Below are 12,487 nucleotides of genomic sequence, written 5' to 3'. Positions count from 1 at the left end.
ACAAGAATGGACCAGGCACTTGGCCGCCACAGGACACTCCCCCATGCTCAAGCGCATCAGCATCCAGCACCTTACCTTGGGTATGTATGTGCACGATTTCTGCGGCTCCTGGATGGACCACCCGTTCTGGCGGGCCAAGTTCGTCTTGAAGGAGCCCAAGGACCTGGCGCGCATCAAGGCCGCGTCCATCGAAGAGGTCTGGATCGACACGTCCAAGGGGTTGGACGTGGCGGCCGGTGTGCGCTCCGTCTCGCGCGAGGAGGCGGATTTTCAGGTGGAGACCGATTTCGGCATGCTCGACAAGCTGCCGCCCCTGCAGGTCGACCCGCCTTCTCCACCTTCACCGCCCCCGGCACCCCGGCGCGCAAGTGGCCGGGCTGCCGCCAGCATGCACAGCGAGTTGCAGGCGGCCGCATCGATCTGCGGAGAAGCCAGGCAGGCCATGGTCTCGATGTTCAGCGAGGCGCGCATGGGCAAGGCGGTCAATTCGGAGAACGCCCGCAGCCTGGTCGAAGAGATCTCGGACTCGGTCACCCGCAACCCGGGCGCGCTGATCAGCCTGGCCCGCCTGAAGACGGCAGACGACTACACCTACATGCACTCGGTGGCGGTGTGCGCGCTGATGGTGGCGCTGGCCAAGCAAATCAACCTGAATGAAGAGCACACGCGAGTGGCCGGCATGGCGGGGCTGCTGCATGACCTGGGCAAGGCGGCCATTCCGCTGGCGGTGCTCAACAAGCCGGGCAAGCTGACGGATGAAGAGTTTGCCGTGGTGCAGAGCCACCCCGTGCAGGGCTACCTGATGCTGCAGGAGGGCGGCAGTGTGGAGGCTGCGGTGCTCGATGCCTGCCGCCACCACCATGAAAAGATGGATGGCTCAGGCTACCCCGACAAGCTCAAGGGCGAGCAGATCACCCTGATCGCGCGCATGACGGCCGTCTGCGATGTGTACGACGCCATCACCTCCGACCGCCCCTACAAGCGCGGCTGGGATCCGGCCGAATCGCTGCGCCGCATGGCCGAGTGGACCAAAGGGCACTTCGATCCCCGGCTGTTCCAGGCGTTTGTGAAGAGCATCGGCATCTACCCCGTGGGCTCGCTGGTGCGGCTGACCTCCGGGCGCATCGGCGTGGTGACCGAGCAGGGCCAGCAGTCGCTGACCTCGCCCAAGGTGAAGGTGTTCTTCTCGACCAAATCGGACCTGCGCATTCCGCCCGAGGTGGTGGACCTGGCAGCCCCCAGCTGCACGGAGAAGATCGTGGCGCGCGAAGACCCGGACCAATGGAAATTTCCGGACCTCAACGAGCTGTGGTCGGGCTTTTCCGGGAAGGCCTGGTAGTGCGGCCCATGGCCTTTGCCAGATGGCCCCGCACGAAGCGCCGCGAGGTGAACCCGGTGCAGGCCCCAAAGAGGATGTGCCCCGCCAGGCTGGGCCAGATGGTGGGCCACCCCATCTGCCAGGGCGTGGCGTCTGCGAAATACAGGGGCAGCGCCAGGGAATTGACCGCCACGTAGTACAGCGCGCCGTAGGCCGCACCGGCGGCCAGCGACCAGCGCGACGCGCGGGGGGCCCAGAGCAGCAGCACCAGCAGGGGCAGCGCGGACAGCCAGCCGATGACCAGGTGCTGCAGAAAGATCTGCCAGGGCTGGGGATCGTCGAGATAGAGCCCGGCAAACTTCGGCCCATAGTGGCCTATGCGCAGGCCCAGCGCCTTGAACAGCGGCGACAGCGGCATGATGGCTAGTCCACTGAAACCGAGAAATCGGCTGTGCGTGAGGGTCTGGCAGGGCCGCAATCTAGGCGGCGGGCGCAGCCGGGTTGCACACCCGGCGAGCACGGCAACGACGAGTGCGGCCCTGCCAGACCCTCACCCTTCGGGCCGGGGTGGCAGCGGGCGCATCGCCGCGTTGCGGGCTTTGCCAAGGCGGCCAGCCTTGGCCGCAGCCCGCGCCTTGCGCTGCATCCCCCTGCCACCCCGGCGCACAGCCGATTTCTCGGTTTCAGTGGACTGGCAAGGCGATGGTGCCTGAGAGTACGGCCTCTTTGAGCAGTGCGGGCACAAGGACAGGCATCCGCACGGGCATGCACCTCAGTCGAACGAGGGCTGCTCGGGCAGCACGATGGGCAGGCCTGCCTGCATCCAGGCCTCGATGCCACCGGCGATGGATTGCACGTTCAGGTAGCCCATGGACTGCAGCGAGCGCGCCGCCAGGGCAGCGCGGCCGCTGGTCTTGCAGTAGAGCACCATGCGCAGGTCGCGCCGCTCGAAAGCCGGGTTGCCGGCAAGCCGGAACTCCAGCACGCCCCGGGGCATGCCCACGGCGCCCTGCAGGTGGCCGGCGGCAAACTCGTCGGCCTCGCGCACGTCGATCAGCAGGTCGGCGGCGCGGATGGCGTCTTGCGCCCAGGGCCTGCTAACACTAATTTCGGGGATCGCGTTGCACGGCCTGGGGGCTGGATGCAAGGCGCGCGTGCGCAGCAAGGTTTGCACCTTGCAAGCGCGGGCAACGCCGCAGACGGCCCCCAGGCAGGGCAACCCGAAGGGAAGGCCCTTGCCGGCGCGCCACTCGTCGTTGCGCTCCTTGCGTGTGCAAGAGCACACGCGGCGTCGCGCGCCTAGACTGGCACGCCGGCAAGGGCCTTCGCGACCCCGAAATTAGTGTTAACAGGCCCTAGGATGGGCACTTCGGTGACATGGGCCTTGGCCTCGGCCACGAGCTCGTGTGCGGTTTTCATGGTGTCAAGTCTCCTGGTTGGGTTGTGGTAAGCAGGGCTGCGGAGCCTCGGTCGTCACAGCGCATTGAGCGGTATGCGCAGGTAGGCCACGCCGTTGTCGTCCTTGGGCGGCAGGTCGCCGGCGCGGATGTTGACCTGCACCGAAGGCAGGATCAGCACCGGCATCTCCAGCGTGGCGTCGCGCCGGGTGCGCATGGCGGCAAATTCATCCTCGCCCACGCCGTCGTGCACGTGGATGTTGTGCGCGCGCTGCGCGGCCACCGTGGTCTGCCAGGCGGGCTCGCGGCCGGCGGGCGGGTAGTCGTGGCACATGAACAGGCGCGTGTCGGGCGGCAGGGCCAGCAGCCTGCGGATGGACTGGTACAGCGTGTGCGCGTTGCCGCCCGGAAAGTCGCAACGCGCCGTGCCCACGTCGGGCATGAACAGGGTGTCGCCCACGAACACGGCGTCGCCCACTTGGTAGGCCATGCAGGCCGGGGTGTGGCCCGGCACTGCCAGGGCCTGCGCCTGCAGGCTGCCGATGCGGAAAGCCTCGCCATCGGCGAACAGGTGGTCGAACTGCGCACCGTCGGCATGAAAGCCCGGCTCCAGGTGGAAGATGCCCTTGAACACCTTCTGCACCTGGGTGATGGCGGCGCCAATGGCGATCTGCCCGCCCAACACGTCGCGCAGGTGGTGCGCGGCCGTGAGGTGGTCGGCATGGGCATGGGTTTCCAGAATCCACTGAACCGTGAGACGCTGCGCGCGCACGAAGTCGACCACCTTGCCGGCCGACGCGGTGCGCGTGCGGCCGGCCTTGGGATCGTAGTCGAGCACCGGGTCGACGATGGCGCAATGCCCACCCGGGTGGTCGAAGACCACATAGGTCACCGTCCAGGTGGCGGGGTCGAAGAAGGCTTGAACCTGGGGTTGGGGCTGGTCGTGCGGTTGCATGGTGTGTGTCCTTGCGCCATCAATTAAGATGTTTATAGTTTATTGACAGATATTTTGTTTGTCAATAAACTACCGACCACGACATTGATTCACCTCACCGCAACCCGCAACCTATGGAGCACCCATGCAGGCCGAAGCCACTACTACCCCCATGGACCTGGAAAGCCTGCGCCGCTCGGCCGACAGCGCTTGCCGGCTGATGAAGGCGCTGTCCAACCCCGACCGGCTGCTGCTGCTGTGCCAGCTCACCGAGGGAGAAAAGCGCGTGGGCGAGCTGGAGGCGTTGGTGGGCATCACCCAGCCCACCCTGTCGCAGCAACTGGGTGTGCTGCGCGACGAAGGGCTGGTCACCACCCGCCGCGACGGCAAGCACATCTACTACCAGATCGCCAGCCCCCAGGCGCTGGCCGTCATGCAGACCCTGTTCGAACAATTCTGTGCACCCACGGAGGCACCCCATGCAGATTGACTGGAACCACTTCACCCCCTGGGCCGCGCTCGCAGGCGGCCTCATCCTGGGCCTGGCGGCTGCCGCCTTCGTTCTGCTGCATGGCCGCATCCTGGGCATCAGCGGCATCCTGGGCGGCCTGCTACACCCACGCAGCCAGGATGTTGCGTGGCGCGTCGCCTTCGTGCTGGGCATGCTGGCCGCCCCCCTGCTCTACCGCCTGGCGGTGGGCGCGAGCGAAGTGCGCATCGACGCCGGCTGGGGCATGGTGGTGCTGGCCGGGCTGCTGGTGGGCGTGGGCACGCGCTATGGCTCGGGCTGCACCAGCGGCCACGGGGTGTGCGGCCTGTCGCGCCTGTCGCCGCGCTCGCTGGTGGCCACGCTGGCCTTCATGGGGGCGGGCTTTGCCACCGTCTACCTCATCCGCCACGTGCTGGCCTGATCACAGAAGGATCGATCCATGAAGCTCCAACGCATTTCCGAATTCGGCATCGGCCTGGTCTTTGGCCTGGGCCTCATCATCTCGGGCATGACCGACCCCAGCAAGGTGCTCGGCTTTCTTGACCTGGCCGGCCTGTGGGACCCCTCGCTCGCCTTTGTGATGGGTGGCGCCATCCTGGTGGGCGTGTTCGCATTCGCCGTGGCCCGCAAACGCACCACCAGCGTGCTGGGCGGCGCCATGCAGTTGCCCACCGCGCGCCACATCGACCGGCGCCTGGTGCTGGGCAGCCTGCTGTTCGGTGCGGGCTGGGGCATCGCGGGCTTTTGCCCCGGGCCGGCCATCGTGTCGCTGGGGGCAGGCGAGCCCAAGGCCGTGGTATTCGTGCTGGCCATGCTGGCAGGCATGGGCGCCTTTGAATGGCTGGAGGGGCGCAGGCGGGCGCGCAGCGCACCCCAGGCGGCCTGAGCGGGCTTGACCGCCATGACCACCAGCCCCTGGCTTGCCGCCATCGCCACCCTGGGCATCATTGCCGCATACGAAGGCTGGGCGGCCGTAGCCCAGCGGCGCAGCCCGGGACGGCTGGCACGCACAGCCCATGCCTCGCTGCGCGAGGACTGGTTCGCCGCCATTTCGGCGCAGCCGGGCTCCGAAATCCTGGCCGTGCAGACGCTGCGCAACTCGCTGATGTCGGCCACCATGACGGCGTCCACCGCCGTGCTGGGCCTCATGGGCGCGCTGTCGCTCACCGCGCCTACGCTGCATGCCACGCTGGGCGAGGCCGCCGCCGCCACTGCGGACTGGCCCCATGTCACGCCCCGGCTGGCCATGGAATTGGTACTGCTGTGCTTGTTGTTCGCGTCGCTCGTCGCATCGGTGATGGCCGTGCGCTATTACAACCATGCGGGCTTCATCGGCGGCATGCCCGTGGGCGCTCCCCAGCGCCAGCGCTGGGCCGCCGCCGGCAGCGCCTATGTGCGCAAGGCCGGCCTGCTCTACAGCTGGGGCCTGCGGCAGCTCATGCTGCTGGTGCCGGTGGTGGCCTTTTTGCTGCACCCGCTGGCGGGCGTGGCGGGGGCGCTGCTGGTGGTGGCGGCGTTGCTGCACTTCGACCGGTTTTCTGCGGGGGAGTGAGAGGCGGGTACTACGAGGGCAGGACGCGCGCTGGCCCTCGGGCGGGCTCCACCGGCCAGCCATGCCATGGGCGCCACATCAAACCGACGCGGGCGCTCTTTCGCGCCGCTGCGCCCCCCAGGCTGCACCGCTCTCAGTTCTTGCCCCACCCCGGCAGCGCCGCCGCCTGCCGTATCCACGTCACCATCTGCGCCTCGTCCAGCCCACCCTCATGGAGGTTGACCCAGCGCGCATCCTCGCCCGTGCCGCCGGCCGGGGCGGGGTTCAGCGATGCGCCCTTGAAAAAGCTCACCTTGATGAACTTGGCGAACACGTGGTAGCCCAGGAACCATCCCTGCCCCGCGATGCCGTAGAACGGTGAGTTCCAGCGCACGGCCTTGGTCACCTGGGGCACGTTGGCCTCGACCAGCGCATCGAGCCGGGCGCACAGGGTGCGCCGCCAGTCGTCAGGGATGGCGGCGATATAGGCCTGCACGGGCGCATCGCCGTCGGCCTTGGCGATCTGCGGGTTGTCGCCCGACAGAAGCCCGGGTTTGGCGGCGGGCTTGGCCGGTGTGGCGGAGGGCGGCTTCTTGGCGGGCGCAGCCTTTTGGACGGGCGCTGCGGCTTTCTGGGCGACGGCAGTGGGCTTTCTGGCCGGGGCTGCCACATTCCTAGTTGCCGCAGGTGCGGGTTTGGCCAGGGCTGCGGTCTTCTTTGTGGGGATTGGGGCTGTCACGGGCGCCTTGGTAGGCGCTTTCGCTTTGGAAGGTAAACACTTCGCCGCTGCCACTTTGCGCGCAGGCGGCTTCGTCTCTGGCTTGCTGTTGGCCATGGTGTTCACTCCCTGTGAATGGCAGGTCAGCCACCCCAATGGGTGATTGCCTGCCTATAAAAAGAGTGCGAAGGGTAACAGCCCTCGGTGAAGTTGCGCCAGCCCCCGTCTGCCTGGCGCAGCAAACGGTGATGGGTGATGGCAGGTAGCGGCAGTGGGCGCGCGGTGACGGTGCGGGTGGGCTCGCCCGGATTCAGCCCATCGGCGCAGCGGGGCCGGCATGGTCCATGTCAGGCCGGCGCCAGGGGTCCACGTGCGTCATCAGGTTGAGCACGCGGTGGCGCTGCAGTACACGCAGGCGGGCCTGTACGGCGATGTCGTGGCCCGCTTCGACGCTGATGGCGGCATCGACCTCCAGGTGGGCGTCGACCACGATCAGGTCGCCCATCTTGCGTGTCCGCAGGTCGTGCACGCCCTGCACGCCAGGCGTCTGCGCCAGTGTCTGGCGAATGGCGGCAACCTCGGTCTCGTCTGCAGATCGGTCCATCAGGTCGTGCAAGGCGTCCCAGCCAAAACTCCACCCCATACGCGACACCATGAAGCCGACGATAAGGGCTGCAATGGGGTCCAGGATAGGGTAGCCGGCCAGGTTGCCGATGATGCCCAGGCCCACCACCAGCGAAGAGGCGGCGTCCGAGCGTGCATGCCATGCATTGGCCACCAGCATGCTCGACTTGACCCGCTTGGCCACCGCCAGCATGTAGCGAAACAGCAGCTCCTTGGCCACCAGCGCACCGCCCGCCGCCCACAGTGCGACGATGTGGACCTGCGCCACGGTCTCGGGCGACTCCAGCTTGCGAAATGCGGACCACAGCATGCCAACGCCCACCGCCAGCAGCAGCCCACCCAGTACCAACGACGCTGCTGTCTCGAAGCGCTGGTGGCCGTAGGGGTGGTCTTCGTCGGCGTCTTTCCTGGCGTGGTGGCCGGCCAGCAGCACGACGAAGTCGGACACCAGATCCGACAGCGAATGGATGCCATCTGCCACCAGGCCCTGCGATTGGGACAGGATGCCGATGGACACCTGCGCCACCGTCAGGCAGATGTTGACACCCACGCTGACCCAGGTGCTGCGCGAGCCCGCTGCCGCCCGCTCGGCCGCAGTGTGCTGCGTGTCCTCGGACTCGTCAGGGAAATTGCCGCCCTGAATCATGTCACCACCGTTGACTGAGGCCGGCGGCGGCCGGCGAGCGTACTCGCAAGAAACGGTGAGCCTGCGCACCTGACGGCATTCCGGGCGAGTAGGGGTGCGTTGGTAGCGAGGGGGATGTTCATGGGTCCTTCCTGAGGGGAACTGGCTGGCCTGCACCATGGCGATCGCGCTGCGGCAGGGGCGTTCACAGCAGCCGCGTCCCGTCCGTTCGGCCCCAGGGGAGCATGCGCCGCAAGGTGTTGTCGCGGATCAGGTAGTGATGGAAGAGCGCCGCTGCGGCATGCACCCCTATCAGCGCGTAGCCGACGGAGCCGAATGCCTCATGGATGTCCTCCGCCCAGTCGGCAAGCGACCTGTTTTCAGCCACCAGCTGCGGCAGCTGCATGCCGAAGAACGGGATGCTCTTGCCCTGGGCACTCAATGCCAGCCAGCCCAGCAAGGGCATGCCGAGCATCAACCCATACAGCGCGAAATGCGCCAGCCTGGCCAGCCGATGCTGCCAGCGGGCCGGTTCGGGCTGGATACGGGGCACGGTGCTGGTGAGGGCCACCGCCAGCCTGAGCATCACCAGCACCAGCACCGACAGGCCCAGCGTGAAGTGCCAGGTCTTCATGTCCTGGCGCAAGCCGCTGCCTTTGGGGAAGAATCCGCGCAGCTCGATGCTGGCATACACCGCCGCGATGAGCAGCAGCATCGCCCAGTGCAGCGCCATCGACAGCGCACCGTAGTGGTGTTTGGTGTTGCGCCAGTTCATGGCATACCAGGGACAGAGGTTGGATCGGTGTTCATGCGGGGGCCTTGTCGTTGAATGAAGCATCTGCCAACGCGAGGGCCTGCGTCCGTACGGCGGCGCACGTCCCGCGGCCTGTGGGCCAGTACAACAGAGACCAACCCGCACGGGCTTGATCCAAGACAACATCGCCTATCGGGTCGGGGGTATGCATGCGCTGGCCAGCCAGGGGCCGCGCACCCGCCCAGGCCAGCGCGCAATGGGCTGGCCTGGACAGAGATGGTGTGAACGTGTGATGCAAGCGGGCAGTGGCTACGGGAGACAGATCACTGCATGCTGCGGCCTGCGCCTTAAGGGCGTCTTATAAAGACAGGTTGGCACACGGCCCTGAGGCGCTCAGGCCCGCGTGCAACGGGGCGCCAGCACTGGCCCCGGCCCGTATCACACCACCTCGTTCAGATAGATCAGGTGCAGCGGCCGATCAAGCAGCTCATCGAAGCGCTTTGCAAACGACTGGAAGTACGGCGTGGCGATATGTTCATCCAGTGCCGCCTGGTCGGTGAACGACTCGCGCATGTAGAAGGTGCCGGGTGCATCGGCCTGCTCGAACAGGGTGTAGTCGATGCAGCCCGGTTCCGCGCGGGTCAGGGGCACCAGCGCCGTCAGGGCGGCGCGCAGCTGGTCATACTGCCCAGGCCGGGCCTGCAGAACGGCCAACATGACCAGGGGCGTGGTTGGCTTTGGTTGCGCCGCCATCACGCCCACCCTTCCAGCACCACCTTGCCGCGCGCCTTGCCCGATTCGAGCAGCGCATGCGCCTTCTTCAGGTTCTCGGCGTTGATGCTGCCAAAGCGCTCGGCCAGCGTGGTGCGCACCAGGCCCGCATCGACCAGGGCGGCCACTTCGTTGAGCAGGTGGTGTTGGCCGACCATGTCGGCGGTGCCGAACAGCGAGCGGGTGAACATCAGCTCCCAGTGGATGGAGACGGACTTGCGCTTGAAGGGCATCACGTCGAGTGCCTGGGGGTCGTCGATCAGGCCGAACTTGCCTTGCGGCGCAATGGCTTCGATGATCTGCGCCAGGTGCTCGTCGGTCTGGGTCAGGCTGACGATGTAGTCCACCGTCGGGAAGCCGATGGCCTTGAGTTCCCCGGCCAGCGGCTTGCTGTGGTCGATGACGTGGTGGGCGCCCAGCTCCTTCACCCAGGCCTGGGTTTCGGGGCGCGAAGCGGTGCCGATCACCGTGAGACTGGTGAGCCGCGAGGCCAGCTGCGTCATGATGGAACCGACCCCGCCCGATGCGCCGATGATCAGCAGCGTCTTGCCCTCGGGCTTCTTGCCAGGGGCGATGCCCAGACGGTCGAACAGCATTTCCCACGCGGTGATGGCCGTGAGGGGCAATGCGGCGGCCTGGGCAAAATCGAGGCTCTTGGGCGCATGGCCCACGATGCGCTCGTCCACCAGGTGCAGCTCGGCATTCGTGCCGGGGCGGGCGATGGAGCCGGCGTACCACACGCGGTCTCCGGGCTGGAACAGCGTGACGTCGGGGCCCACGGCCTTGATGATGCCGCTGGCGTCCCAGCCCAGCACCTTGTAGTCCTGCCCTTCGACCGGGGCGCTGCGCGAGCTGCTGCCACGCACCTTGGTGTCCACGGGGTTCACGGAGACGGCCTTGACCTCCACCAGCAGGTCGTGGCCGGTGGCCACGGGTTCGGGCAGGGTGATGTCGAGCAGCGCATCGGGGTGGCTGATGGGCTGGGATTGCTGGTAACCAACGGCTTTCATGGGACGGGTCCTTTCAGGGGATAGCGTAAGCAAAAAAGAAGACAGTTGAACGGGTCAGGCGATTTCCAGGTCGACGGCAGTTGCCTCGTACGCCGCGTAGTCGCTGTAGCCCGATGCATCGCCGCCGAACAGCGCCTTGGCATCGAACGCGGCCAGCGGCAGGCCATCGCGCAAGCGCCGAGGCAGGTCGGGGTTGGCGATGAAGGGCCGGCCAAACGCCACCAGGTCGGCAAAGCCATCGCTCAGCACCTGGCTGGCGCGTGCGGCGTCGTAGCCGCCGGCCACGATCACGCGGCCCTGGTAGGCCTGGCGCAGCGCGGTGCGAAAGGCGTCGGGGATCTGCGGCGCATCGGCCCAGTCGGCCTCCACCAGGTGCAGGTAGGCCAGGCCCGTGGCGTCGAGCTGGCGCGCCAGGTGCAATATGGTGGGAATGATCTCGGGGCAGTCCATGCCGCGCTGGGTGATGAAGGGCGCCAGCCGCATGCCGGTGCGCTCGGCCCCGGCCTCGCTGGCCACGGCGGTGGCGACTTCCAGCGCAAAGCGCGTGCGCCCTTCCAAGGTGGCGCCGGTGTAGGCATCGGTGCGCTGGTTCGAGGTGGTGCGCAGGAACTGGTCGATCAGGTAGCCATTGGCGCCATGGATCTCCACGCCATCGAAGTCGGCGCGCATGGCATTGGCCGCCGCGCGGCGGAAGTCGCCCACCACGGCCTGGATGTCCGCCGTCGTCAGCGCACGCGGCACGGGGCTGTCGACCATGCGACCCACGCCATCATCGCCCGCCACCCACACCTGGGCCTGCGGCGCAATGGCCGAGGGCGCCACGGGCAAGCCGTCGGCATGAAAGCTGGCGTGCGACATGCGCCCCACATGCCACAGCTGCAGCACCATGCGCCCGCCCTCGGCATGCACCGCATCGGTCACGCGGCGCCAACCGTCCACCTGCGCGTCGCTGTAGATGCCGGGCGTGAAGCTGTAGCCCTGGCCCTGGGTCGAGATCTGCGTGGCCTCGCTCACGATCAGGCCGGCGCTGGCGCGCTGGGCGTAGTACTGCGCCATCAGCGCGTTGGGCACGTCGCCCGGCTGGCTGCTGCGGGCGCGCGTCATGGGCGCCATCACGATGCGGCTGGGCAGCGCCAGCGGGCCCAGTTGCAGGGGGCGGAACAGGGGGGATGCAGTGGCGGTCATGGGCTTGGGCTCCGGTAGCTGGTGGGTGTGGGACGGCGGCAGTGCCGTTTGCATGACGCAATGGTCTTCCTTTGCGGCCAATTGAAAAACCACCCACGCATTGAAGCCACCTTCAATAAAATATTGAAAATAGCCCCACAACTCCACCCAATGCCCCGCGCCACACCATGAAAGCCCTGCAAGACCTCGACATCTTCGTGCGCACCGTGGACAACGGCAGCCTGTCGGCCACGGCGCGCGCGCTGGACCTCACGCCGGCGGCCACCAGCGCGGCCTTGAAGCGCCTGGAGGCCGAGCTGGGCGTGCAGCTCTTCGTGCGCTCCACGCGCAGCCTGCGGCTCACGCAACAGGGCGAATTGTTTCTGGAGCAGTGCCGCCCCGCCCTCGCAGCGCTGCAGCAGGCCGGCCAGCAACTGGCCGCCGGCGAGCAGGCGTTGCGCGGCGTGCTGCAGCTGTCGGCCCCGTCGGACCTGGGACGCAACGTGCTGCTGCCCTGGCTGCACGAGTTCCAGGAGCAGCACCCAGAGGTGGACATCCGCCTGCAGCTGTCAGACCGCGTGGCCAATGTCTACAGCGACCCGGTGGACGCGGCCTTTCGCTACGGCAAGCCACCGGACTCGGGCCTGGTCGCCCTGCCCCTGGCGCCCGGCGTGCGCCGCGTGCTGTGCGCGTCACCCGCTTACCTCGCAAAGCATGGCGCGCCCGCCACTCCGCACGAACTCACGGGGCACGACTGCCTGTGCTTCATGCTCGGCGACGAGGTGCACGACCGCTGGCGCTTCACCCCCGGTGACGGGGCCCCGGAGGTGACCGTTCGCGTGCGAAGCGTCAACGTGTCGAACGACGGCGACGCCGTGCGCCGCTGGGCTCTGCTGGGCAAGGGCATCGCCTACAAGGCCGGGCTGGATGTGGCGGCGGACCTGGCCGCAGGGCGGCTGCAGGCGCTGTGCCCGGAGTGGACCACGGAGCCGACGCCGCTGTTTCTGGTGGTGCCCAGCCGCCGGCAGCTCACGCCGCTGGTGCGGGTGCTCAGGGACTTCGTGGCGGAAAGGACGGCGGCGCTATCGATCACGCTGCCGCAGTAACGACCCGCCCGACAGCGCTGCAACCACAGCACGGTGGCGTTGGAG

At 67.6% G+C, this 12,487-nt stretch carries 15 protein-coding genes; 6 read left to right on the top strand and 9 right to left on the bottom strand.

Annotated elements, in window-relative coordinates; translation table 11 throughout:
• Positions 1 to 43 precede the first annotated feature (43 nt).
• Positions 44 to 1,339, top strand: coding sequence for an HD-GYP domain-containing protein (locus ACSQ3Y_RS17195; RefSeq protein ID WP_436178208.1), 1,296 nt, complete (start codon positions 44 to 46; stop codon positions 1,337 to 1,339).
• Here the strand turns inward: ACSQ3Y_RS17195 and ACSQ3Y_RS17190 are convergent.
• The 3 genes from ACSQ3Y_RS17190 to ACSQ3Y_RS17180 all read right to left on the bottom strand — a co-directional run bounded on the left by ACSQ3Y_RS17190 (position 1,299) and on the right by ACSQ3Y_RS17180 (position 3,670).
• A complete protein-coding gene (locus tag ACSQ3Y_RS17190) occupies positions 1,299 to 1,736 on the bottom strand; it encodes a hypothetical protein (protein ID WP_436178207.1) in 438 nt (145 codons plus the stop codon). The two genes, ACSQ3Y_RS17195 and ACSQ3Y_RS17190, sit on opposite strands and share 41 nt — an antisense overlap.
• Positions 1,737 to 2,090: 354 nt before the next feature.
• On the bottom strand, positions 2,091 to 2,480 hold the full coding sequence (locus ACSQ3Y_RS17185; protein WP_436180130.1) for a rhodanese-like domain-containing protein: 390 nt from the start codon (positions 2,478 to 2,480) through the stop codon (positions 2,091 to 2,093).
• A gap of 311 nt (positions 2,481 to 2,791) precedes the next feature.
• Entirely contained in the window at positions 2,792 to 3,670 is an 879-nt protein-coding gene (locus tag ACSQ3Y_RS17180; protein ID WP_436178206.1) for an MBL fold metallo-hydrolase, read from the bottom strand.
• Between the two features lie 124 nt (positions 3,671 to 3,794).
• Here ACSQ3Y_RS17180 and ACSQ3Y_RS17175 point away from each other — a divergent pair, with 124 nt between their 5' ends.
• Genes ACSQ3Y_RS17175 through ACSQ3Y_RS17160 form a run of 4 tightly spaced genes read left to right on the top strand, consistent with a single transcriptional unit; the run spans position 3,795 to position 5,691 of the window.
• Complete coding sequence (locus ACSQ3Y_RS17175; RefSeq protein ID WP_057269360.1) at positions 3,795 to 4,139, top strand: ArsR/SmtB family transcription factor; 345 nt, start codon at positions 3,795 to 3,797, stop codon at positions 4,137 to 4,139.
• Positions 4,129 to 4,560, top strand: coding sequence for a YeeE/YedE family protein (locus ACSQ3Y_RS17170; RefSeq protein WP_057204548.1), 432 nt, complete (start codon positions 4,129 to 4,131; stop codon positions 4,558 to 4,560). Before ACSQ3Y_RS17175 ends, ACSQ3Y_RS17170 begins: the two co-directional genes overlap by 11 nt.
• An 18-nt stretch (positions 4,561 to 4,578) precedes the next feature.
• Positions 4,579 to 5,025 carry a DUF6691 family protein gene (locus ACSQ3Y_RS17165; protein ID WP_436178205.1) on the top strand — a complete coding sequence of 149 codons (447 nt, stop codon included), beginning with the start codon at positions 4,579 to 4,581 and terminating at the stop codon, positions 5,023 to 5,025.
• A gap of 15 nt (positions 5,026 to 5,040) precedes the next feature.
• Positions 5,041 to 5,691 carry a DUF599 domain-containing protein gene (locus ACSQ3Y_RS17160; RefSeq protein WP_436178204.1) on the top strand — a complete coding sequence of 217 codons (651 nt, stop codon included), beginning with the start codon at positions 5,041 to 5,043 and terminating at the stop codon, positions 5,689 to 5,691.
• Between the two features lie 133 nt (positions 5,692 to 5,824).
• On the opposite strand, the gene ACSQ3Y_RS17155 is transcribed toward ACSQ3Y_RS17160, so the two are convergent.
• The 6 genes from ACSQ3Y_RS17155 to ACSQ3Y_RS17130 form a co-directional block, all read right to left on the bottom strand.
• A complete protein-coding gene (locus tag ACSQ3Y_RS17155) occupies positions 5,825 to 6,409 on the bottom strand; it encodes a DUF1801 domain-containing protein (RefSeq protein WP_436178203.1) in 585 nt (194 codons plus the stop codon).
• Between the two features lie 289 nt (positions 6,410 to 6,698).
• Positions 6,699 to 7,658 carry a cation diffusion facilitator family transporter gene (locus tag ACSQ3Y_RS17150; RefSeq protein ID WP_436178202.1) on the bottom strand — a complete coding sequence of 320 codons (960 nt, stop codon included), beginning with the start codon at positions 7,656 to 7,658 and terminating at the stop codon, positions 6,699 to 6,701.
• A gap of 184 nt (positions 7,659 to 7,842) precedes the next feature.
• Complete coding sequence (locus tag ACSQ3Y_RS17145) at positions 7,843 to 8,412, bottom strand: cytochrome b (protein ID WP_436178201.1); 570 nt, start codon at positions 8,410 to 8,412, stop codon at positions 7,843 to 7,845.
• Between the two features lie 417 nt (positions 8,413 to 8,829).
• On the bottom strand, positions 8,830 to 9,108 hold the full coding sequence (locus ACSQ3Y_RS17140; protein ID WP_428000983.1) for a putative quinol monooxygenase: 279 nt from the start codon (positions 9,106 to 9,108) through the stop codon (positions 8,830 to 8,832).
• A 35-nt stretch (positions 9,109 to 9,143) separates the two neighbouring features.
• Entirely contained in the window at positions 9,144 to 10,172 is a 1,029-nt protein-coding gene (locus ACSQ3Y_RS17135; RefSeq protein ID WP_436178200.1) for a zinc-binding alcohol dehydrogenase family protein, read from the bottom strand.
• A 54-nt stretch (positions 10,173 to 10,226) separates the two neighbouring features.
• Complete coding sequence (locus ACSQ3Y_RS17130; RefSeq protein ID WP_436178199.1) at positions 10,227 to 11,357, bottom strand: alkene reductase; 1,131 nt, start codon at positions 11,355 to 11,357, stop codon at positions 10,227 to 10,229.
• Positions 11,358 to 11,524: 167 nt separating this feature from the next.
• On the opposite strand from ACSQ3Y_RS17130, the gene ACSQ3Y_RS17125 reads away from it, so the two are divergent.
• On the top strand, positions 11,525 to 12,442 hold the full coding sequence (locus tag ACSQ3Y_RS17125) for a LysR substrate-binding domain-containing protein (protein WP_436178198.1): 918 nt from the start codon (positions 11,525 to 11,527) through the stop codon (positions 12,440 to 12,442).
• Positions 12,443 to 12,487: the final 45 nt, after the last annotated feature.

The sequence above is a fragment of the Acidovorax sp. LjRoot66 genome (assembly GCF_964253305.1).
Taxonomy (GTDB): domain Bacteria; phylum Pseudomonadota; class Gammaproteobacteria; order Burkholderiales; family Burkholderiaceae_C; genus Acidovorax.
This window is presented reverse-complemented; position numbering and strand designations above follow the sequence as displayed.

Bases quoted from the DNA above. Each gene is read 5' to 3' on its own strand.
- ACSQ3Y_RS17135 (WP_436178200.1), bottom strand. From the start codon at position 10,172: ATGAAAGCCGTTGGTTACCAGCAATCCCAGCCCATCAGCCACCCCGAT.
- ACSQ3Y_RS17190 (WP_436178207.1), bottom strand. From the start codon at position 1,736: ATGCCGCTGTCGCCGCTGTTCAAGGCGCTGGGCCTGCGCATAGGCCAC.
- ACSQ3Y_RS17195 (WP_436178208.1), top strand. From the start codon at position 44: ATGCTCAAGCGCATCAGCATCCAGCACCTTACCTTGGGTATGTATGTG.
- ACSQ3Y_RS17180 (WP_436178206.1), bottom strand. From the start codon at position 3,670: ATGCAACCGCACGACCAGCCCCAACCCCAGGTTCAAGCCTTCTTCGAC.
- ACSQ3Y_RS17130 (WP_436178199.1), bottom strand. From the start codon at position 11,357: ATGACCGCCACTGCATCCCCCCTGTTCCGCCCCCTGCAACTGGGCCCG.
- ACSQ3Y_RS17150 (WP_436178202.1), bottom strand. From the start codon at position 7,658: ATGATTCAGGGCGGCAATTTCCCTGACGAGTCCGAGGACACGCAGCAC.
- ACSQ3Y_RS17125 (WP_436178198.1), top strand. From the start codon at position 11,525: ATGAAAGCCCTGCAAGACCTCGACATCTTCGTGCGCACCGTGGACAAC.
- ACSQ3Y_RS17145 (WP_436178201.1), bottom strand. From the start codon at position 8,412: ATGAACTGGCGCAACACCAAACACCACTACGGTGCGCTGTCGATGGCG.
- ACSQ3Y_RS17160 (WP_436178204.1), top strand. From the start codon at position 5,041: ATGACCACCAGCCCCTGGCTTGCCGCCATCGCCACCCTGGGCATCATT.
- ACSQ3Y_RS17170 (WP_057204548.1), top strand. From the start codon at position 4,129: ATGCAGATTGACTGGAACCACTTCACCCCCTGGGCCGCGCTCGCAGGC.
- ACSQ3Y_RS17140 (WP_428000983.1), bottom strand. From the start codon at position 9,108: ATGTTGGCCGTTCTGCAGGCCCGGCCTGGGCAGTATGACCAGCTGCGC.
- ACSQ3Y_RS17165 (WP_436178205.1), top strand. From the start codon at position 4,579: ATGAAGCTCCAACGCATTTCCGAATTCGGCATCGGCCTGGTCTTTGGC.
- ACSQ3Y_RS17175 (WP_057269360.1), top strand. From the start codon at position 3,795: ATGCAGGCCGAAGCCACTACTACCCCCATGGACCTGGAAAGCCTGCGC.